The organism is Hydrogenophaga sp. (genome assembly GCF_025699295.1).
In the GTDB taxonomy this organism is placed as follows: Bacteria; Pseudomonadota; Gammaproteobacteria; order Burkholderiales; family Burkholderiaceae_C; genus Hydrogenophaga.
Map to the genome: position 1 here is coordinate 14,506 of NZ_JAILWB010000008.1, position 21,426 is coordinate 35,931.

The window sequence follows — 21,426 nt, forward strand, 5'->3', positions numbered from 1 at the left end:
ACGTGAAAATTCTGATTGTTGAAGACGAACGCAAGACGGGTGAGTACCTGTGCATGGGCCTGCGCGAGGCAGGCTACGCGGTTGAGTTGCTCAACAACGGTGTGGACGGGTTGCACCAGGCGCTTGAGGGCGACCACGACCTCATCATCCTGGACATCATGCTGCCCGGCATGGACGGCTGGCAGGTGCTCAAAGGACTGCGCACGCAAGGCCGCCATATGCCGGTGATGTTCCTGACCGCGAAGGACCATGTGGACGACCGCGTCCACGGCCTCGAACTTGGTGCGGACGACTATCTGGTCAAACCGTTTTCTTTCTCTGAGCTTTTGGCCAGGGTGCGCACCATCCTGCGCCGGGGACGCTCGGGAATGGAGCCAACGACCCTGCAGGTCGCGGATCTGAAGCTGGACTTGCTGCGCCGTCGAGTCACCCGCGCGGGCAAGCGTATCGACCTGACTGCCAAGGAGTTCGGCTTGCTCGAATTGCTGATGCGCCGCAAGGGTGAGGTGTTGCCTCGCTCGCTGATCGCCTCTCAGGTGTGGGACGTCAATTTTGACAGCGACACCAATGTCATCGAGGTGGCCATGCGCCGACTGCGTGCCAAGGTAGACGACGGGTTTGAGTATCGCCTTTTACAGACTGTGCGAGGCATGGGTTACGTGTTGGAAGTGCCGGAGCCATCCTGATGATCCGGCAATTGACCCTCACCACCCGCCTGTCTGTTCTTTACACCCTGGTTTCGGCCTCGGTTCTCCTGGGCCTCGGTCTCCTGGTTGCGTGGTCCACCCATCTGCACTTCGTCGACCTCGACCGTCACTACCTGCAGGACAAGGTGCATCTGATTCAGAAGATCGTGGATGTGACGCCGGACACCGCCGAGCTTACCGCCAAGCTTGATGAAATGCTGGACAGCCACCATGGCCTGTTCATCGCAATCACTCGTGGTGACGAACATCTATTTGGGCCTGGCAGCATCTCCTTTCCACCAGAACTCGCCGCTCGAAGCACCACAGGCCAACCCATGGATTGGGCCGATGGCGCACGGCAACTGCGAGGCATAAGCACAGAGCTTTCGGCAGCGCAGATGTCCGACGGCGGTGCAGGTTCAGTGCGAAGCATGCGCCTGACACTCGCTTTGGACACGCAGCACCACACCCACTTCATGCAGATGTTGCGCCAACAGTTGGCGATATACGTGGTGGTGGCCACTTTGCTCAGTGGCATGCTGGGGTGGTGGGCTGCGCGCAGCGGTCTGGCCCCACTGCGGACCATGAAGGAGCGAGCGCTCAAGGTCACTGCCCACAAGCTCGACCAGCGCATGCCGATCGATGCAGTGCCCGTGGAAATGGCGGATCTGGCCAACAGCCTCAACACCATGCTGGAGCGATTGGAGCTGGACTTCGCGAAGTTGATGGATTTCTCAAGCGACATCGCCCACGAACTGCGCACCCCCCTCAGCAACCTGTTGACCGAGACCCAGGTGTCGCTCTCGCAACGCCGTGATCCGGACACGTACCGCGACATCCTCGCCTCCAATGCCGAGGAGTTACAGCGCTTGGCGCGCATGGTGTCCGACATGCTGTTTCTGGCGAAGACCGACCACGGCATCCAGCTTCCGAATCGAGAACATGTCGTGCTGGAAGACGAGGTGGGTAGCCTGCTGGATTTCTACGATGCGGTCGCTGAGGACAAAGAGGTTCGTCTTCGGGTGGTGGGAGAGGGCTCGGTGGTGGGCGATCGCCTGATGATTCGGCGGGCGATCAGCAACTTACTGTCCAACGCACTGCGGCACTCGCACCCCCGCACCGATGTTGAAGTGGAGATCAGCTCCGTGGGGGATGACACCACCTTGTGTGTGAGCAACACAGGCGACCAGATTGACGCCTCTGATCTTCCGAGGCTGTTCGACCGGTTCTACCGTGCAGACAAGGCGCGCGCGCACTCTTCATCGGATGGCGCCGGCTTGGGCCTGGCCATCACCAAAGCCATCATGGTTGCTCACGGCGGCAGCGTCTCCGCTACACCGGCAGCAGGAACAACGCGGTTCTGCTTGCAGTTTCCGGGTCATCAAGGGGGATGAGGCCAACAGCATCCAGGCAAGCGTTCATGCTACCCGCACTGGATGGCAATGTAGCGATGGAGAACATTTGTCCTGGTTTATCGCTTCGACGATCTCTGTAGTTGCGCCTCCAATTCGGCACGCGGGACTGCTCCGACCAGCCGCCGTCCGTCCTCGAGAATCGTCGTTGGGGTGCCGGATATTCGGTGCTTTTTGGCGAATTCGACGATCTTGGGGATTGGGTTGACGCACGTCGCAGCGCCTGGGGGCATGGTACCAATTTGTGTAATTTCGTCCCACGCCTTGAGCTGGTCCTTCGCGCACCACACCGCCACGGACTTGGCGGCCGAGCCGGGGTGAATCTGTTCGATCGGCAAGAGAAATACATACACCGTAAGGTTGTCAACGCTCTTCAAGGTCCGCTCGAATTCCCTGCAATAAGTGCAGTCAGGGTCCTCGAAGATTGCGATTTTTCGTGCACCTGTACCTTTGACCCGTTTGAACGCCCATTCGAGCGGGAGGCTTCCGAAGGGAATCATATTGATCTGTTCGAGCCGGATGTCGGTGACATTTTGGTCGGCATTGACGTCAAAAATCGGTCCACCGAGAAGGTAGCGGCCATCCCCCGAGACATAGACAATCCGGCCGTCAATCGCGGCTTCGAACACGCCAGGAATCGGTGTTTTCGAGATCCCCTGGGTTGAGCTGTACGGGAACACGCGAAGCAGCATCGCGCGCACTGCGGCTTCGTCTCCGGTGGCAGTGGCCGCAGCCGCCACGGCCACGATTGCAAGGGGCAGAATCAGGCGCTTCACGGGTTACTCTTCTCAGGTCCGGGTCAGGTCCGAGGCGGATCCTCGCCGATGAGCAGCCTTGACGCGCCGATGTAGTGGTGAGGCGGCACCTCCAGGTTGCTGGGAGCTGGCACGTTCTTGAAAACACGCCCCGAAAAATCGAAACGCGACCCGTGGCAAGGGCAATAGAAGCCGCCTGGCCAAGATGCGCCGATGTCAACAGCGCCCGGCTCTGGCCGGAAGGTCGGAATGCAGCCGAGGTGAGTGCAAAGGGCCACCATGACGGCAATATCAGGTCTAACCGAGCGAAGTTCGTTGCGCGCGTACTCTGGCTGTTGTTCACGTCGATCCGAGCGCGGGTCGACAAGCAATGCATCGTGGCCTCGAATGGCATCGAGCATGGACGGAGTACGCATGAGCAGCCATACCGGCTTGCCTCGCCACGCCACGGTGTGCAGTTCGCCCGGCTTGAAGGCTGCGACATCGACCTCCACGGGTGCCCCGAACGCACGCGCTCGTTCACTCGGAGACATTGAAGCAACAAAGGGGACGCAGGTCGTAACAACGCCAACGCTGCCGACTGCCGAAACAGCCGCCAGCCAGTAGCGTCGCGACAGATCGTCTTTTGCCTGACCGTTGCCCGCCGTGGGCTTCATTCGGAACTTGGGTAGTGAGTGGGTTTCGCTGGTCATCAGGGATGCGTCCTTCTTGCTGCCACTCCTGCCCCATCGGGAGGACAAGCCTGACAAGCCCTACCCTTGTAGGGAAGACAACGTCGCCTGCTTTTTGAGCGGACGCACTCACCTCAAGTTCCCGTCCCGCCACTCGATCTGGTCAGGGCGGGAATGACGAGCAACTTGAGTGATACGGGCCCGGGCGCGTTGTTGCCCTTTTCATGAAATCCTGGGCGCTGTCATGTTCGGATTGGGGTGATATTGGTTTCCTTGCCGATTGTCGAGGTCTGAGGCGCGGGAAACCCTCGCCGCGCCCCAACTCGCGCGGCCGCTGCTCGTGCGCCTGGATCGGATCGGCTTGCCGGCGCACAACGAAAGCACCGAAGGACATCATCGGGTGGGTAACAGCAGCGCGTCGCCATCGCTCGCCCTTCGCCCAAGGGAGTGGCCAGACCTGCTGCGCGGCAAGCGCAGCAGCGAGCACTACGGCAGATCTGACCGGTTGGCGCTTTAGGGTCAGCGATGCGCCGCGAGCTGGCGACGGATCGTCGCGATAGCTTCAGGGCTGTCCCAAGCCGCCTCTCCCGTGATGCGCCCGATCTCGTGCCCTAGTCCGTTCAGCAGCAAGGTCGTGGGCACCGCGAAGGCGCCCAGGTCGAAGCCGGCCTTGCCACTCGCATCGTGGTAGACGCGCAGGTACCGGATGCCCACCGAGTCGAAGAAGCGCCGCACTGCATTCAGACCGGCACCCCCCGCGTCGATCGACAACGCGACAACCTCGAAGTCGCCGCCTCCCAGCATGGCTTGCAGGCGGTCGAGGGATGGCATTTCTGCAACGCAGGGCGGACACCAGGTCGCCCAGATATTGAGCAGCACCAGCTTGCCGCGAAAGTGGTCCAGGCGCAGCGTGCGCCCGTTGTCGTCGGCAAAGCGCAGCGCGGGCAGCGGCTTCGGCGCTGAGAGCATGACGAGATGCTTGCCATCGCCCAGCGGCTCGAGCCGCGGCTGCCTCTGCCGCAGCAAGAACAGCGACATACCGGCAGCCGCGCCACCCACGGCGGCGGCCGCGATCAGCCAGCGGCGGCGCACCTTCATGCCGGCTCCAGCAGGGCCTGCAGGTCCTGCGCGATCGCTTCCACTGGGGCGTCGGGCCGGATGTACAGGCGCAGGCGCCCGGTGGGATCGAAGGCAAATATGCCGCCCATGTGGTCCACCGTGTAGTGGTCGCCTGCGCCTGGTTTCTGTGCCTGGTAGAAGACCTTGAAGTCCTTGGCCGTCTCGGCCGTGACCGCCGCGTCGCCCCGCAGGCCCAGGAAGCTCGCGTGAAACGCCGGGACATAGTGCGCGAGCAACTCGGGCGTGTCACGCTGCGGATCGACGGTGACGAACAGGCCTTGCACGCGCTGCCCCTGCGGGCCCAGGTGTTCGACGACCGCGGCCATCCTGGCCAGGGTGGTCGGGCACATGTCCGGGCAATGCGTGTAGCCGAAGAAGAGCATCACCACCTTGCCGCGAAAGTCGGCGAGCGTTCGAACCCGGCCGTGATGGTCGGTGAGGCGAAAGTCCCGGCCCCAGTCGACGCTGGTGATGTCGATCGCCAGGAATACCGGCTGGCGCTGCCCGCGGCTGCAGCCCGCGAGCAGCGCGGCGCATCCGGCCAGGAGCACACGTCGTGTCATCCGCGTCATCGTCGCTCCTACTTCAAAGCAGCGGCCTTCACCGCCAGGTCCAGCGTCTGCGACAACCGTTGACCCGCGGTGTTCTCCAGCGTAAAGGTCATCGGCACGCTCTGCCCAGGGCGCAGCGGCTGCTTGACATCGAGCAGCATCAGATGGATTCCATCCGGAGACAGGGAGACGGGCCGGCCCGCGGCGAGCTCGAGCGCCTTCAGTTCGCGCATCCTCATGATCTCGCGGTCCATTCGCATCTCATGGATCTGCACCGAAGCGGCAGCCGGCGTTGCAACGCTCACCAGCCGAAGCGCCGCGGTCGCCTGCAGCGTGAGGTAAGCCGCTGCGACCGGTTGGCCTGGCACGGTCGCCCGGATCCAGGCGTCCGAAACGCGAAGCGGCGTGTCCGCCTGCGAAGCTGCGGCGCCCAAGGCCACGCCCAAGGCCCGATCGAGCGACGCGCGGAATTGCTCCGGCGGCTGGTAGCCAATCACGCGCAGCGGACGCTCCCGGCCCTCTGCATCGAAGAAGATGATCCCGGGCGGGCCGAACAGCGAGAAGCGTTTCAGCAGCGCCTGGTGATCGGAATTGTTCGCGGTCACGTCGGCGCGCAGCAGCACCACGTCCTTCAGGCGCGCGCGCACTTGCGAATCGCTGAAGGTGAAGCGGTCCATTTCCTTGCACGACACGCACCACTCGGCCCAGAAGTCCAGCATCGCCGGCCGGCCGCGCGCCGCCTGCAGGCGACCATCCAGATCGGCGAGCGAGGCGACCGGCTGGAACGGCAGTTCAGCGGTCGCCGCCTGCTGCGCGGCACCGGTGCGCAGGCCGCCCAGCGGCTGCAGCAAATCTCGGTGACCGGACAAGGCACCGACCATCAGCGCCACGCCCATCACCAATGCGAGCACACCGACGCCTTTGAACAGCCGCCGATGGCCCGGCGCGCCGGAGGGCAGCGGATCGAGCGCGTGCAGGTAGATCGCAGGCACGATCAGCAGTGCCGCCCACAACAACTGCTGCATCACCACCGGGATGACCGGCGACAGCATGTAGAGCGCCACCGCCAGCATCAGGACGCCGAAGACGCGCTTGACGCTCTCCGTCCAGGGGCCGGCCTTCGGCAGGAGCGTCCCGGCCGTGGCGCCCACGGCCAGCAGCGGCACGCCCATTCCCACGGCCATCGCGAACAGCGCCGAGCCGCCGAGCACGACATCGCGGGTTTGGCCAATGTATAGCAGCGCGCCGGCCAGGGGGGCCGCCACGCAGGGCCCGACGATCACCGCCGACAGCACGCCCATGGCGAACGCGCCTGCCATGCGGCCGCCCGGGATCCGGCTGGCCGCGCCGGCCAGCCGGCTTTGCAGCGAGGACGGCAACTGCAGCTCGTACAGGCCGAACATGGATAACGCAAGCAGCACGAACACCGCAGCGAACGCGCCCAGCACCCATGGGTTCTGCAGGTAGGCCGCAAGCAGGGTGCCGGCGAGCCCGGCCGCCACGCCGGCCGCGGCATAGGTGATCGCCATACCTAGGACGTAGACGGCGGACAACCCGAGCACGTGGCGCCGCGTCGCATGCCGTCCCTGTCCGACGACAATGCCCGAGAGGATCGGGATCATCGGCAGCATGCAGGGCGTGAAGGCGAGCAGCACGCCGAAGCCGAAGAACGCCGCGAGCAGCGCCCAGGTGCCGCTGCTGGCGAAAAGGGCGCGGATCTGCCGGTCATCCGGCGTGCCGTCGCCCGCAGCGGCGTCCGTCACTGGCGAAGGACCTCCGGACAAGAGTGACACCGTGACCGTCTTCTCGATCGGCGGATAGCAGACGCCCAGCGGCTCGTTGCAGCCCTGGTAGCTCGCGCGCAGCTGGACGCTGTCCTCCGTGCCGGAGCGCCGGAGCGCGACGACGGCGTCGAACGGCTGGTGGAAAACTTCCACCGTGCCGAAGGTTGGGTCGGCCTTGGGCTTGCCCTTGGGCATCGTGACGCCGGCAACCGCGACCGTGGGCGGCTGGACGATCTGGAAACTGATGCGGTCACGGTAGATGTAGTAGTCCGCCGCCGGAGTGAGCGTGGCGACCAGCGTGTTCGCGTCGTTCGCGCGCACGGCGATCTGGAACGCGTCGTCCGGTTCCAGCAGGCGCGCCTGCCGGTTCGAGCTACCGATCCAGCCCTTGATTGCGTCGATCGGTGAGCCGGGGGCGGGCGTATAGCCTTGCGCCTGTGCCGCTCCAAACGCGGCGGCAAGCAGAAGCGCCGCCAGCACCGGCCAACCGGTGCGAAGAAAGGCGCTTTCGGATTTGGATCTATTTGTCATTTCGTTGCGGGTATTCATGGTCACGTCGCCACCAGGCGGCATCCACGGCAGCCTGGATGGCCCAGGCACGCAAGCGTTCCGGGGCCGGCCGGTACCGGCCCGGCGGTGAGCAGCAGGGCGGCAGCGAATGCAGCCGGCGCGAAGCGACGGAATTCAGGCATCGAGTTCATCGGTTCGGGCCCCAGTGAACGTCGACCGCGGCCTGGATCTTCGCCGCATCGGTGATGCCTTTCTGCGTCATGTCGTAGGCGATCTCGGCGGTCCCGAGGCAGACCGGGCAATCCTTGGCCATCTCATCCTCGAAGCACTGGAGGTTGGACCGGTGGAAGCCGCGGTTCTCGCATCCGCACCAGCAATAGAGCTTGTTCAACACTTCGGGGATTTGCGTGGCGACCCAATAGCCGTGCCTGACCTCGGATCGCGAGAACCTTTGCGGATCCAGAACCTTTGACGCATCGTTCGAGCCGGTCACAACGATACGCAACCCGTCAGGGCGCAGCATGCCCACCGTCCACGTTGGAATGCCGGATGCCTGCGCCGGCTTGGCCGGGGCCTCGATGCGGGCGACCTCTTGGACGGGAATCAACCAGATCGCGATCAGCGCGACACCCATCAGGGCCAGCCCGGTAATCACGGCCGTGGTCGGGAATTGTCGGCGCTTGCTCCTGGCAGCGGGTTGCGCAGCGCGCGTGCGGGAGGATTTGGCTTGGCGTTTCATGGGCTCATCTTCCTGGGTCGTCTCATGGCTTCGCTGCTCTTTGCAGCTCCCATTCCAGTTGTGCTCGCGGAACCGCACCGACCAGACGGCGCCCGTCCGCAAGAATCGTCGTCGGCGTGCCGCTGATCCGGTGCCGCTTGGCGAACTCAGCGATGTTGGCCATCGGATTCGCACACCGGGGGGTGCCTGCGGGCACAGCGCCCGTGCGCATGACTTCGTCCCAGGCCTTGGCGCGATCAGGCGCACACCAGACGGCCAGCGATTTGGCGGCCGCCTCGGGATGAAGCTGATCGATAGGGAAGAGAAAGACGTAGACCGTCAGGTTGTCGATGCTCGTCAACGTCTGCTCGAGGACCCTGCAATAGGGGCAGTCCGGGTCCTCGAAAATCGCGATCCTGCGCGCTCCATTGCCTTTGACCCGCTTGATGGCCCAGGCGAGCGTGAGGCTGTCGAATGGGATCGCGTTGACCTGTTCGAGCCGGGCTTCGGTGAGATTGCGATCGGCCTTGACGTCGAACAGGGGACCACCAAGAAGATAGCGGCCATCCTCCGTGAGGTAGAGAACCTGACCACCGACGACCGCCTCGACCAGGCCCGGAACCGGTGACTTCGAGATGGACTGGATCGGGCTTTGCGGAAACGACTGCTGCAAGGTTGCACGCACCGCGGCCTCGTCGGCGTGCGCCGTCGCAACCAGCGTCGCCGCGGCCATGATCCAGATCAGGTGCGGGCTCATGTCAAGCCTTCACCAGGTAATTGCGCATCAGGCCGGAGTCCTCGTGCTCCAGCATGTGGCAGTGGTACAGGTACAGGCCCGTATAGTCAGCGAAGCGCAACAGGATACGCACGCGCTCGCCGGGCATCACCAGCACGGTGTCCTTCCAACCGTCGTCGATCAGGCCGTCCTTGACCGTTTCGTACGCCGCCGCGAACTTGTTCGACATGGAGCGCCCGAGCACGCGGTACTGCAACCCGTGGACGTGCATCGAGTGCGCCATCACCATGCCCATCATCGAGCCGCGGCCGTCGTTGCGGAATTCCCAGATCTCCTGAGTGCCCAGCTTGACGGTCTCTATCTCGCTGGCGCCGAGCATGTCGAAGTCGGCGCCGTTGATGCCCCAGATCATCATGCCCATCGTGAGCTCGAACACCTTGGGATTGTCGAAGTTCACCGCAAGATGTGGTTGTGGCGGTGGGATCGGCGTCAGGCGCTCCGGCAGCTTCGCGATTCTGGCGGCACCTTCGCCGATGCGGAAACGGTGCACGACAAAGGGCGCGCCGTCCGCCAAGCCACCGCCGCTCCCCAACATGCCGCCCATGTTCATGCCGCCTTCGAAAGCCAGGCTTCGCAGCGTGCGCTCGGTGCCGGCCGGCCAGCGGCCGAAGTCCACCCACAGGTCAACGCGCTCGGCCGGGGCGAGCATGACGTAGTCGCGCTGCACCGGCGCGCCCAGCAAGCCGCCGTCGGTGCCGATCACGGTCAGGGGCGAGCCATCGTCCCATGCCAGCTTGTACATGCGCGTGTTCGACGCATTGAGCAACCGCACGCGATGCGCGCGCCGCTCGACATCCAGGCTGGCATTCGGGCGGTTGTTGACGAGGATCTGGTCGCCGAGCACACCCTTCATGCCGGCCATCATCGAGCGCATGCCTCCGCCCATCATGCCGGGCCCCATCATCCCGCCGCCCATCGTGCCCCCGCCATGCCTCGCGGCGCCTTGGGCTTCGTCCAGGTAAACAAACTGGTTGTCGTTGTCGAACTCGCGATCCTGGATGATGAGGGGGATGTCCTGCGCGCCGGCGGGCAGACCGAGTGCAGCTTCCTGCTCGTCGCTGACCAGGAACAGGCCCGCGAGTCCCGAGTACACCTGCTTGCCGGTGCGGCCGTGCGGGTGCGCATGGAACCAGTAGCTGCCGGCCCGGTCGACGACCGTGAACTCGTAGTGGTAGCGCGCGCCAGGCGCGATCGAAAAACGCGGATGGCCATCCATGTCGTCCGGCACATGCAGGCCATGCCAGTGAATGATGGTCGGCTCGGGCAGCCCGTTGACGAGGTCGATGCGCATGCGCTGGCCACGGCGCACGCGGATGACGGGCGCCAGCATCGAGGTGTCGAGCGCGCCTGCCGCGCCACGCAGCAGACGGCCGCGGTAGCGCCAGACCCTGGTCTGGGCGCCGGATCGGATGGCAACGTGGTCGGGCACCGCATGCAGTTCGATATGGATATCGACGCCGGCGCCGTCCCTTGCTTGCGCGCTCCATGCCGGCAGACCCAGGCCGGCCGCCGTGGCAGCGGTGACCGAGTGGATCAGGACTTGACGGCGCAAGGAGTTCATCTGTGAGCCTCCGTCACTGGCCTCGGGTTTCGCCGTCCTGCGCGATCGACGTTCAGGCGCGGCCCTAGGCCACGGCATCTGCGGCCAGCGCCGGAATCGGCAACGCCTGCGGCTTGGCGCCGGCGAACAGGGCGAGCCGCTCGAAGGTCTCGCCCGAATTGCGCGACAGGTACAGGCCGTCGGCCGTGCCGGCCGCTACGATGCCCGCGTCGCTGGGGTGAACGACCAGGCTCTTGAGATCGCCGCCGAGGCCCTTCGCTGCGGCTCGCGTCCATTTGAGGCCATCGTTCTTCGTGCAATGGATCCCGGGCTGGCTCGGCGTGCAACAGGGCGACCGGCTCGCCCGCGCGGGCCGGGGTAATGGCGGTGGCACGGAGACTCAGGGTGAGCAGGTCCGCGAAAAGGAGGCGCCGGTTGATCTGCATATTGATCCTTTTCGTTTAAAGGAAACTGAAGGTCACATTCGGGTCCACGGGCACTCCCCACGCGCGAGCGCCGACAGTCATCGTTGCAACTCCTGTTCGACGAGGGCGTGCAGCGCCGGAAAATCCGGCTCTCCGACGATCCGCCGCATGATCCTGCCGTCCTTGTCGATCAGGACGGCAGTGGGCGTGAGGCTCACGTTGTCAAAGGCAGCAGCTATCGTGCCGTCGCTATCGAGAACGACCTTGAACGGCAACTGGTGCTGATGGGCGTATTCGCGGACGTACTGCGGCGGGTCATAGGACATGGCCACCGCCAGGAGTTCGAAACCACGCGGGGCAAAGCGCTGATAGGTTTTCACCACCTCAGGCATCTCCTTGATACAAGTGGTGCAGCTGGTCGCCCAGAAATTGACGAAGACAACCTTGCCCCGCAATTCGCGCGTGGACGTGCGGGTGCCGTCCAGTGCAACGAAAGTCGCATCCGGTGCGGCAGGGCGTAGTTGCAGCACGTACGCAAGCGCCGCAAGCATGCCTGCGGCGATGACCGCGATCACCACGTGGCGGCGGCGAAAACCTTTTCCACTCGAGTCCTGCGCGTTCATGGACATTCCCTGCGTATGAAAGCCGACCATTCCTCCGGCCGTGAAAAGACAATGGCTGCGCGATCGCCCTGCATGCCAGTGCCGACGATGACCGGCTTGCCTGCCGACGGGCCATCAGCACTGCCGTCGGTCTTGAAGCGCAGGTTGAACTCCCACCATTGGCTTGTCTTGCCGTCCGCGGTGACCACACGATAGGCATCGCCGCAGTAGCGGACAGCAGCCACTTGCCGGGAAGCGTCGGCGAGTTTGAGGTTCGGATGCCTGCGATCCGGCGGCGACACGCGGCCCTCCGACACGGCCTGAAGATAGGCCAAGAGATCGGCGCGCGTGCCCGCCTGCGAGATGCCGTCGAACAGCATCGTGTTGCCAGGGACCACAGCGGCCGGATTGCGCAGCCATGCGTCGAGCGTCTGGGCGTTCCAGACGAGTTCCGAGCGCTTGAGGGCGTCCGAATAGCGGCTGAAATCAGCCGCGCTCCCCGCGCGGCGGCCCCATACGCCGGCCAGGCTCGGCCCCGTCAAATGGCGCCCCGCCGAAAATGAATGGCAGGCCATGCAGGCGCGCGACGCCAACGCACCGCGTTCGACGTCCCCCGCGCCATGGACCGGAGACACAAACGAGAAGCTGGCCGCAGCTCCCAGGCAGAGAATGGTGCGACCGAAAATGGAAGTGGACATCAATGACCCCTTTCTCACGTTGCCGAATCCACGCCGACGAGACGACGAACGGAACGGCTGTCGCGGCAACACAAATTCCTCGGCCGCGGAGGCGGCCAGGATCCACTAGCGCTGCCCCCAGTCGGCTTCTGCCATGTCGTTAGGACTTGTCGGGTACGGCATCACCAGCGTGGGCGTTTGGCATCGTGTCCCCAGACTTCGCGCATTGATTCTTGCTGGCGGCAGCGTTGCTGTTCTTGCCTTGCGTCATGAACATCATGGCACCCATTGCCAGGGGGCACGCGAGCGCCAGCAAGACTGGAGCGCTTGCCAGGAGCCACGCTCTGGCATCGGGCAGCGCCAAATACGCAACCGTGAGAACGACACCGATTCCTGCGGCGAACTTGATCATGGTTTTGAAACTGCAGTGCATGACTTGAATCCTTTGAATAAGCGTTGTAGTGAAAGTTCAGAGGCGGTCCGGGCCTCAACAGCCCATGGAACCCATCATCCCGAAGGACATCAGCACCATGCCCAAGACGCACAGCACGGCAATGCCGCCAAAGACCGCGAGCACGATCACCACGATCTTCCCAATGCTGGGCTTGCGCGAGTCATCCATTTCCGACCCCTTCCTTCGCGATCTGGGTCCAGGTTCGTCCCTGGTCCTGACTGACAAACACGTTGCGCTTGAAAGTCGCAATGGCGATCTCGGCGCGGCGCACCGGGTTCTGCGCGATGTAGGCCACGGCGTCCTCGATCAAGGTAGGGAGCGAAAGTGCTTCAGCCTTGGCATCGGGGGTCAATGCGATCCGTGCCAACCCCGCCTTGCCGTCGTAGGTGCTGAACCACAGCCGCTGGCCATCGAAATCGAAGTGGGTGGCCAGCACACGCGTTCCGCCGAGCAGGCGTTCGAAGTTCTCGGCCGAATTGCGCGACAGGTAAAGCCCGTCGCCCGTGCCCGCAGCGACGATCTTGGTATCGGTGGGATGCACCGCCAGGCTGCCCAGCTTGGCGCCCAGACCCTTTGCGGCGGCGTGCTGCCATTGGAGGCCGTCGTTCAGCGTGAAATAGATGCCGGCCTGGCTCATGCGGCTGTTGGGCGCGTGGTTGTACACCATCACCGCATTGGTCTGGTGGCTGGTTGCCAGCAAATGAAAATCCGACTCGCCCGAGAGCCCGAGTTGCTGCCAGGTTTTGCCACCGTCGCGGCTCTTGATCAGGCCGAAGGGGTTGGTCAGGCCGGAACCCGGTGCCGGGTGGCCGCTGCTGTACAGCGCGTCGCGTGTGGCGGCGTAGCCCATGTAGTCGTGCGCTGGTCCTGGCGCCTTGGACCAGCGCCCTTTTTCGAACACCGCCAGCCCATGATGGCTCGGGACGGTGATGCGTGCGCCATCGGCGCTGAAGGACAGGCCGTGGACATGCGTCAGAGTGATCGGGTCGCCAGCATGGGTCGATGTCACGGCGGCCGCGGCGAGGCCCACCGTCAGGGCAGGAAGCCAGCTGCGCAGGAAATGAAGAATGGGGTTCATTTTGTGGATGGCGCTTGGGGTGAATCGGACGCTGTAGGTGCAGAAGCAGCACCCGTGCGCAGGTGGAAGAAGGTGCCCACGGGAATGACCGCCGCGATGCCCGATCCCGGGACATCGGCTGCGCCGGTTTCCCGCAAAACACCGAGAAGCGCATCGACCTTGGACGCCTCGGCGAAGATTTCGATCTTGGTGTGCTCGCTCAGCAAATCATTCGAAAAAAAGTTCTTGTATTCGCCGAATCCCTTGACCCTCGTCAGGGTGATGCCTCCGACGTGAAGGTTCCTGAGTTTCACTTCCAAGGACTCCACCACGTCTGGTGGAACGATGGCAACGATGTAGTGCATGTTCATGATGACCTCTGCATATCCGGTTGGTTGAGTGGAGGATCCCTGTGGCGGGATGCGTTTGAGGTGGGTGGCCGGTGCTTTCAAGACTCGTGGGTCAAACGCCGGGAATCCGAGCATTCATCATGGCCATTGGTGCCTCGTTGAAGCCCGTTGGTTCCCGCCCGAGCAAGGCCGCCAATGCGGGCCTGCACAAGCCAGGCGCATATGGACTCGCCCCTTCACCTTGTGCCACTTACTCGCCATGTGGTTCAGCCCGACAAAGGAAGCAGACCAGCCCACAGCCCGTCTGCTTCTCTTGTCGAAGGGTGCTTACTTCACCTTGTAGATGACATAGCCCTTGTCGGCCTGAGCAAACTCGAAATCGACGGTTTTGCCGACCGTGAGCTTGTCCATCGCCATCTTGTCCTTGACCTTGAAACCCATGACCATGGCGGGCCAGTTCAGGCTCTTGACGGGCTCATGGGCCAGCGTGACAACGCCGACTGCCGCATCGACCTTGGTGACCTTGCCCTTGGCCATGTGCATGGTTTGGCCTGTAGCCGACTTGCCCGCCGGCACGCCTTTCATGTCATCCATCATTTTTTCCTGCGCCATCGCAGTCGTCGCCGAAAGCACAAAAATGGCCGCGAGTGAGTTGATCAGTGATTTTTTCATATTCAGATTTATTCAGTAATGGAGAGAGTGAGAAACCGGTCGCTGGCAGTGCCGAAGACCGGGGTTTTCATCACAGGTGGGTGCCGTGTGGATGAATCGAGTGCGCCTGTGCGCGCTGTTATCGGCGCGGGCGGCGCATCAGATAGAAGGCTGCCGGGATCACAAACATCGACAGCAGCGGCGCGGTGATCATGCCGCCCACCATGGGTGCTGCAATGCGTTGCATCACCTCGCTGCCGGTGCCCCCGCCCCACATGATGGGCAGCAGGCCGGCCAGGATCACCGCCACGGTCATGGCCTTGGGCCGCACGCGCAGCACCGCCCCTTCGCGGATGGCCTCGAGCAGATCGGCTTCGCTGGTCTGGTTCTGATCGACGCGTGCCATCCACGCCTGCTTGAGGTAAAGCAGCATGATCACGCCGAACTCAGCTGCCACGCCCGCAAGCGCGATGAAACCCACAACGCCCGCCACCGACAGGTTGTAGCCCAGCCCGAACAGCAGCCAGATTCCGCCGACCAGTGCAAAAGGCAGCGTCGTCATCAGCAGCAGCGCCTCGCCGAAGTGCTTGAAGGTCAGGTAGAGCAGCACAAAGATGATGAGCAGCGTGAAGGGCACCACCAGCTTGAGCTTGGCCGCGGCGCGTTCGAGAAACTCGAATTGCCCTGACCACGACACCGAGTAGCCCGGTGGCAGCTTCACTTGATCGGCCACCGATTGCTGCATTTCGCGCACTGCTGTACCCAGGTCACGGCCGCGCAGGTCGACGTAGACAAACCCGGCGAGGCGAGCGTTCTCGCTGCGCAGCATCGGCGGGCCGTCGTCGATGCGAACGTCCGCCACGTCACCCAGCACCAGCTGCTGCCCGCGCGGCGTCACGATGGGCAAACTGCGCAAGCGATCCAGCGAATCCCGCACCTCGCGCGGATAGCGCACGTTGATCGGATAGCGCTGCAGGCCCTCGATGGTCTCGCCGATGTTCATGCCGCCCACAGCGCTGGCCACCACCGATTGCACGTCAGACACGTTGAGCCCATAGCGCGCCGCTCGCTCACGCTTGATATCCACATTGACATAGCGCCCCCCTGTCAGGCGTTCGGCAAAGGCGCTGGTCACCCCGGGTACCTGCTTCACCGCCTGCTCGATCTCGCCTGTGAGCCGGTTGATCACAGCCAGATCACTGCCCAGTACCTTTACACCCACCGGACTTTTGATGCCGGTGGCCAGCATGTCAAGGCGGTTGCGGATCGGCGGAATCCAGATGTTCGTCAATCCCGGCACGCGCACGGTTCGATCCAGCTCTTCGACGAGCTTCTCGGGGGTCATGCCGGCCCTCCACTCGCTCTTGGGCTTGAACTGGATGGTGGTCTCGAACATCACCAGTGGTGCAGGATCGGTCGCGGTCACGGCCCGGCCTGCCTTGCCGTAGACCGTGGCCACCTCGGGTACCGCCTTGATCAGCCGGTCGGTCTGTTGCAGCAACTGCGCCGCCTTGCCCGCCGACATGCCTGGCAGGGCGGTTGGCATGTACAGCAGGTCGCCTTCGTCGAGCGGCGGCATGAACTCGCTGCCCAGTTGCTGCAACGGCCACCAGCTGGCCGCCAGAAACACCACGGCCACAGCAATGGTGGCCTTGGGAAAACGCAGAACGACTTCGAGCAGGGGGCGGTAGGTGGCGACAAAGAAGCGATTGATCGGGTTCTTCTGCTCCTCAGGAATGCGGCCCCGGATCAGATAACCCATCAGCACCGGAATCAGCGTCACCGCAAGGCCGGCGCTGGCCGCCATCGCATAGGTCTTGGTGAAGGCCAGCGGCGAGAACAGCTTTCCTTCCTGCGCCTCCAATGTGAAGATGGGCACGAAGGAGAGGGTGATGATGAGCAACGAGAAGAACAGCGCCGGGCCGACCTCGGCGGCGGCGTCTCCAATCACCCGCCAACGGGTTTCTCCTTGCAGTTGCTGCCCCGGATGACCGTGGTTCCATTCCTCCAGGTGTTTGTGCGCGTTCTCGATCATCACCACCGCCGCGTCAACCATCGCGCCGATAGCAATGGCAATGCCGCCCAGTGACATGATGTTGGCGTTGACACCCTGCCAATGCATGACGATGAAGGCCGCCAGAATGCCCAGGGGCAAGGAGACGATGGCCACCAGAGCCGAGCGCAGGTGAAACAGAAACAGCATGCAGACCACGGCCACGACAGCGAACTCCTCGAGCAGCTTGTGGCTGAGGTTCTCGATGGCCCGCTCGATGAGCCCCGAGCGGTCGTAGGTCGGCACGATCTCCACGCCTTGCGGCAGACTCATCTTCAATGTCGCCAGCTTGGCCTTGACCGCCTCGATGGTTGTCAGCGCGTTCTCGCCAGAGCGCATGACGATGATGCCGCCCACGGCTTCGCCCTCGCCGTCCAGCTCACCGATACCGCGCCGCATCTCAGGACCAATCTGCACGTGCGCCACATCGCCCAGCAAAACGGATACACCTGCCTCGGTGGTCATGAGTGGAATGGCTCGGAAATCATCCAAGGTTTGCAAATACCCGGAGGCACGCACCATGAACTCGGCCTCACCCATTTCCAGCACAGAGCCACCCACTTCCTGGTTGGCAAGGCGAATCGCCGCGATCACCTTGCCGTGGGGAATTCGATAAGCGGCCAGCTTGTCCTGATCAAGCACCACCTGGTATTGCCGCACCATGCCACCGATGGTGGCCACCTCGGCCACGCCGGGGACGGTCTTGAGCTCGTATTTCAAGAACCAGTCCTGCAAGCTGCGCAACTGGGAGAGGTCCTGCTTGCCGGATTTATCGGTCAGGGCGTACTGGTAGATCCAGCCCACCCCGGTCGCATCCGGCCCAAGCGCCGAGTTGGCTCCCGGCGGCAGGCGAGACTGCACCTGGTTGAGGTACTCCAGCACCCGCGAACGGGCCCAGTAGAGGTCGGTACCATCCTTGAACAACACGTAGACGTAGCTGTCGCCAAAGAAGGAGTACCCGCGCACGACCCGCGCCCCCGGCACCGACAACATGGTGGTGGTCAGTGGGTAGGTCACCTGGTTCTCCACCAGTTGCGGCGCCTGCCCCGGCCAGGAGGTTCGGATGATCACCTGCGTGTCCGACAGGTCGGGCAGGGCATCGAGCGGCGTGCGGGCCACGGACACCACGCCCCAGGCTGCCAGCAACACGGTGGCGATCAGCACCAGAAAGCGGTTGGCAATCGACCAGTGGATCAGTCGGGCGATCATCGCGTGCCCCCCATCGCCTGGCCCTGGCGCGCTCGCCATTTGACGATTTCTGGTGCGTCGCCCTCCTGCATGCGGAACTCGAGGTCGATCTCGCTGCCCGCCGAGGGCTTGAGCGAGGCAAGGTTCGGGGCCAGCTTGAAGTCCATGGTCATGCCCGGCCACTTCAAGGCGGGGACTTCCGGATGCGTCAGCGTGAGGGTTTCACCAGCGACGGCTTCCACCCGTGCGGTTGTGCGGTAGGTTTGCTGCGTCGCGCTCGTGGGTCCTAGCTCGTTGGCCGAAGACAAGCGCGCTTCCACGCCTTTCAGGTTGGCTTCTGAGTCGATGAGGAACTGCCCGGACAGCACGATTTTCTGGCCTTGGCTGAGACCGGACAGGACCTCGGCCTGGCCGTTCTGTTCGCGGCCCACCTGCACCTCGACCGGGCGGAACGCAGCTTCCTCGACGACCATCACCAGCGTGCGCCTGCCGGTGCGTACCAGTGCCTCGGAGGGCACCAATAACGTGGGGCGTGCTTGGCTGCCGGTAAGCTGCATTTGAACAAACATGCCGGGCACGAGCATGCCCTTGGGGTTGGCCAGGGCCATGCGCGCCTTGCGCGTGCGTGTGGCAGGGTTCACCTCGGGCAACAAGGCTTGCACCTGACCACGGAACACCTCCCCCGGTAGAGCCGGAGTTTGTGCCACCACCTGCGCGCCCACGGCAACCCGCACCGCCTGGCTCTCCGGTACTTCTGCCTGCACCCACACGGTGGACAGGTCGTTGATGCGCATGAGCGGCATGCCCATCATCGCCGTGCCCCCCTCACGCGCCATCAGTTCGGTGAGCACGCCACCGGCCGGCGCGACCAGGGTCATGCGGGCCTGTACCTGCCCCGTGCGCTCGACCAAGGCGATCTGTGCTTCGCTCATGCCCGCCTGCCGCATGCGCTGACGGGCTCCGTCAGCGAGCGATGCCATCCCGCGCCCCTGCAAGCCTTCGTGCAAACGCCTGGCGGTCAAATAGTCCTCCTGCACCGCCACCCAATCCGGCACATAGAGGTCCAGCAGCGGCTGCCCCTTGCCGACGTGGTCCAGCGCGGCCCGCACATGCAGTTTTTCGATGAACCCAGTCGCGCGTGCTTGAACCACGTATTGGCCGCGTTCATTCCAGGCCACGGTGCCCACTGCAGAAACCTCGGGCGCCAGTTGACCAGAGACGACTTCACCGGTGCGCAAGCCCAGGTTCTGCTGAATGCGCGAGCTGACGGAGACCGTTCCGCTGTCGGCGCCCTGCGCCCCGGCATAGGCCGGCACCAGCATCATGTCCATGAAGGGCGACTTGCCAGGCGCCTCGAACTTTTTGCCAGGCACCATGGGGTCGTGGTAGTAAAGAACGCTCCGACCCGTGACTGGATCGACATCGCCCCCCTTGATGCCTGCCTCGATGTGTCGGCGCGTGGCCGCTTCGCCTTCAGGTATCCCCCAGGTCGATGGATCAACGGGGGTGCCCATGGGTGCCGCCGTGGCCTCGGCAGACGCGGCCATTGGCGAGCTCGTCATGCCGTTCCTGAGGCCCAGCTTATAGAGGGCGAAGCCGCTCGCTCCGAGCACGCCGGTTGCAAGCAGTGCGATCACAGCAGTTTTCTTGTTCATGGTTTTTGCTCCGGAGCGGGTTGGTTGGACTGACTGGGCGCGGTGAATTGCACGACTGAGTCCTGAGGGATCAGGTACTCAAGCTCGGCCCACCAGGCGGCCGTCTGCTTTTCGATGCGCAGTCGCTCCAGTTGTGTGTCGATCACCAGGCGCTGGGCGTCGAGAACCGCTGCCAGAGGTGCCTTGCCACCCCGGAAGGCCGCTTCGGTAGCCTGCACGCGCTCGGTCGCCAGCGGAATCAGGGCCTTGTCGTAGTCCTCCAGGCGGGTGAGGTTGCTGCGCCAGTTGGCGAGCAGGCGCTGCGCGTCAAAGAGTCGCTCGCGACGCACTTCCTCACGCTCAGACCGGACCTGCTCCACCCGTTCCAATCTGGCTGCCAGCTCGCGGTTCTGTTTTCGGGCCTGATCCCATTGCAGGGGAATGGAAACCCCCAGCGACACCATGTCGCCGAACTGGCTGCCCCGTTTGCTGTACATCAAAGACCAGCTCCAGTCAGCGTTTTTTTCCTCTCCTGCCACATCTGCCTCGGCCAGGGCAACACGCTCGCGCGCATTCATCACCGCGATGTCGGGGTGCTGATCGATCTCGCGGCTTAGCTGGATTTCGGCCAGGCGGGACCAGGTAATTCTGGGTGGCATGCCCAGCGGTTGAGAGGCCGCATCACCTACCCAACGTTGCAACAGCGCCTTGGCGTTGGAGAACTCGACGCGAACCTCGTGCAATCGGTCGTCGATTCGAGCGGTGGCGGCATGTGCAGCGAGCACATCCGCCTGGCTGTTGCGCCCTCCGCGGTAGGCGGATTCGACCGCCTCCCTCACCCGAACGGACTCCTCGCGCTGGCGCTGCAACAGGGTGAGCATTCGCTCCTGGAAGTGGCGATCGAACCAAGCACGAGCCGTCTGAGTAAGCAGCCTGGCCTTTTGCATGGAACGCATTGACAAAGCGGCCTCTGCCTCACGCTCGTAACGCACGCTGCGTGCTTGGCGTTTCTCGGAGCCCGTGAAGGTCTGCATGACTTCGACCGAACGCATCGTCATGCGTTCACCCGTCAGGCTGTAGCGCATAGGCCCTTCGATGGGCAGGTTGCTCATCGACAGGCGCAACACCGGGTCTGGCAGGCGACCAGCGGAAACGGCCATCTCCCGTGCCGCGCGGGTCGCTGCGTCCTGGGCTTGAAGTGCCTCGGAGCGTGCCTGCGCCATCTCCAATGCCGCTTCCAACGTCAGGAGAGATGGGGATGCTTGTGCCGCCCCAAGACTGGCGAAGCAGAGCGAAAGCGCGGCGGCAGCGAGGGGTCTAAGTCCGCGCGTCCAATGTCGACAGGCGCAACGAAGGGTAGGCGTGCTCGCCCCCAAGTGGAAAATTGAATGCACTTGCAAACTCCATGAGTGATGAGCGCCCGCGCTGCTGGTCGAGCGCGGACAAAGCGCCGCCGACCAACAAGTGGCCAGCAGCCGCATCGCGGTTACATGGGGTCAGCTAAGAGCGGGGGGGCGCCATACGTTCGAGGGGTCGAGCGTGGCGATCAGAGCGGTCAGCGCAGACCAAGAGTCAGAAGCCTGTGCGACGGCTCTGTATGCTTGAATTGCATGAACGAAAGCGCTTGAAGAACCGCATTGCGTGTCTGTCTTGCAGACTTTGCCGGTTTTGAACGCAGTCTCGGCGTCATTGCAGCAATCTCCAACCGCCTGCGTCGCCACCTGGACTGAAACCGACGGTCTGCCGTCTTGTTCCATCGGGCAAGGGGTTGGAAAAGCATGCGCACCCGCGCT

General features: G+C 63.7%; 21 protein-coding genes. 2 read left to right on the top strand and 19 right to left on the bottom strand.

Features of this window, described 5'->3' with window-relative positions; genetic code table 11:
* Positions 1–2: 2 nt before the first annotated feature.
* Positions 3–686 carry a heavy metal response regulator transcription factor gene (locus K5880_RS09615; protein WP_297651150.1) on the top strand — a complete coding sequence of 228 codons (684 nt, stop codon included), beginning with the start codon at positions 3–5 and terminating at the stop codon, positions 684–686.
* Positions 686–2,080, top strand: a complete 1,395-nt coding sequence (locus K5880_RS09620) for a heavy metal sensor histidine kinase (protein ID WP_297651152.1) — start codon at positions 686–688, stop codon at positions 2,078–2,080. Before K5880_RS09615 ends, K5880_RS09620 begins: the two co-directional genes overlap by 1 nt.
* Positions 2,081–2,157: 77 nt before the next feature.
* Here K5880_RS09620 and K5880_RS09625 read toward each other — a convergent pair whose 3' ends face one another.
* The 19 genes from K5880_RS09625 to K5880_RS09715 form a co-directional block, all read right to left on the bottom strand.
* The gene (locus tag K5880_RS09625) at positions 2,158–2,874 is read right to left on the bottom strand and encodes a DsbC family protein (RefSeq protein ID WP_297651154.1); all 717 of its coding nucleotides are present in this window, start codon (positions 2,872–2,874) and stop codon (positions 2,158–2,160) included.
* A 23-nt stretch (positions 2,875–2,897) separates the two neighbouring features.
* Positions 2,898–3,509 carry a ubiquinol-cytochrome c reductase iron-sulfur subunit gene (gene petA, locus K5880_RS09630; protein ID WP_297651496.1) on the bottom strand — a complete coding sequence of 204 codons (612 nt, stop codon included), beginning with the start codon at positions 3,507–3,509 and terminating at the stop codon, positions 2,898–2,900.
* A gap of 534 nt (positions 3,510–4,043) precedes the next feature.
* Positions 4,044–4,622, bottom strand: a complete 579-nt coding sequence (locus tag K5880_RS09635; protein WP_297651156.1) for a TlpA disulfide reductase family protein — start codon at positions 4,620–4,622, stop codon at positions 4,044–4,046.
* Complete coding sequence (locus tag K5880_RS09640; RefSeq protein ID WP_297651158.1) at positions 4,619–5,206, bottom strand: SCO family protein; 588 nt, start codon at positions 5,204–5,206, stop codon at positions 4,619–4,621. Before K5880_RS09640 ends, K5880_RS09635 begins: the two co-directional genes overlap by 4 nt.
* A gap of 17 nt (positions 5,207–5,223) precedes the next feature.
* The gene (gene dsbD / locus K5880_RS09645; protein ID WP_297651160.1) at positions 5,224–7,527 is read right to left on the bottom strand and encodes a protein-disulfide reductase DsbD; all 2,304 of its coding nucleotides are present in this window, start codon (positions 7,525–7,527) and stop codon (positions 5,224–5,226) included.
* A 148-nt stretch (positions 7,528–7,675) separates the two neighbouring features.
* Positions 7,676–8,227, bottom strand: a complete 552-nt coding sequence (locus K5880_RS09650; protein ID WP_297651163.1) for a PCYCGC motif-containing (lipo)protein — start codon at positions 8,225–8,227, stop codon at positions 7,676–7,678.
* 22 nt (positions 8,228–8,249) lie between these two features.
* Positions 8,250–8,963 (bottom strand): DsbC family protein, encoded by a 714-nt coding sequence (locus tag K5880_RS09655; protein ID WP_297651165.1) that lies wholly within the window; start codon positions 8,961–8,963, stop codon positions 8,250–8,252.
* A 1-nt stretch (position 8,964) separates the two neighbouring features.
* Positions 8,965–10,563 (bottom strand): multicopper oxidase domain-containing protein, encoded by a 1,599-nt coding sequence (locus tag K5880_RS09660; protein ID WP_297651167.1) that lies wholly within the window; start codon positions 10,561–10,563, stop codon positions 8,965–8,967.
* 64 nt (positions 10,564–10,627) lie between these two features.
* Positions 10,628–10,936 carry a hypothetical protein gene (locus tag K5880_RS09665; RefSeq protein ID WP_297651169.1) on the bottom strand — a complete coding sequence of 103 codons (309 nt, stop codon included), beginning with the start codon at positions 10,934–10,936 and terminating at the stop codon, positions 10,628–10,630.
* Positions 10,937–11,065: 129 nt separating this feature from the next.
* Positions 11,066–11,590, bottom strand: a complete 525-nt coding sequence (locus tag K5880_RS09670) for a TlpA disulfide reductase family protein (RefSeq protein ID WP_297651170.1) — start codon at positions 11,588–11,590, stop codon at positions 11,066–11,068.
* Positions 11,587–12,267: a cytochrome C gene (locus K5880_RS09675; protein ID WP_297651172.1), complete on the bottom strand. Its 681-nt coding sequence runs from the start codon at positions 12,265–12,267 to the stop codon at positions 11,587–11,589. The genes K5880_RS09670 and K5880_RS09675 overlap by 4 nt, the downstream gene beginning before the upstream one ends.
* A 139-nt stretch (positions 12,268–12,406) precedes the next feature.
* A complete protein-coding gene (locus tag K5880_RS09680; protein WP_297651174.1) occupies positions 12,407–12,658 on the bottom strand; it encodes a DUF2933 domain-containing protein in 252 nt (83 codons plus the stop codon).
* Between the two features lie 75 nt (positions 12,659–12,733).
* Positions 12,734–12,868: a hypothetical protein gene (locus tag K5880_RS09685; RefSeq protein WP_297651176.1), complete on the bottom strand. Its 135-nt coding sequence runs from the start codon at positions 12,866–12,868 to the stop codon at positions 12,734–12,736.
* Positions 12,861–13,778, bottom strand: coding sequence for a F510_1955 family glycosylhydrolase (locus K5880_RS09690; protein WP_297651178.1), 918 nt, complete (start codon positions 13,776–13,778; stop codon positions 12,861–12,863). The genes K5880_RS09685 and K5880_RS09690 overlap by 8 nt, the downstream gene beginning before the upstream one ends.
* Positions 13,775–14,128, bottom strand: a complete 354-nt coding sequence (locus K5880_RS09695) for a P-II family nitrogen regulator (RefSeq protein WP_297651180.1) — start codon at positions 14,126–14,128, stop codon at positions 13,775–13,777. Before K5880_RS09695 ends, K5880_RS09690 begins: the two co-directional genes overlap by 4 nt.
* A 306-nt stretch (positions 14,129–14,434) precedes the next feature.
* Complete coding sequence (locus K5880_RS09700) at positions 14,435–14,779, bottom strand: copper-binding protein (RefSeq protein ID WP_297651182.1); 345 nt, start codon at positions 14,777–14,779, stop codon at positions 14,435–14,437.
* A 118-nt stretch (positions 14,780–14,897) separates the two neighbouring features.
* Positions 14,898–18,020, bottom strand: a complete 3,123-nt coding sequence (locus tag K5880_RS09705; protein ID WP_297651184.1) for an efflux RND transporter permease subunit — start codon at positions 18,018–18,020, stop codon at positions 14,898–14,900.
* The gene (locus K5880_RS09710; protein ID WP_297651186.1) at positions 18,017–19,654 is read right to left on the bottom strand and encodes an efflux RND transporter periplasmic adaptor subunit; all 1,638 of its coding nucleotides are present in this window, start codon (positions 19,652–19,654) and stop codon (positions 18,017–18,019) included. The genes K5880_RS09705 and K5880_RS09710 overlap by 4 nt, the downstream gene beginning before the upstream one ends.
* Positions 19,651–21,114 (bottom strand): TolC family protein, encoded by a 1,464-nt coding sequence (locus K5880_RS09715; protein ID WP_297651188.1) that lies wholly within the window; start codon positions 21,112–21,114, stop codon positions 19,651–19,653. Before K5880_RS09715 ends, K5880_RS09710 begins: the two co-directional genes overlap by 4 nt.
* Positions 21,115–21,426 lie beyond the last annotated feature (312 nt).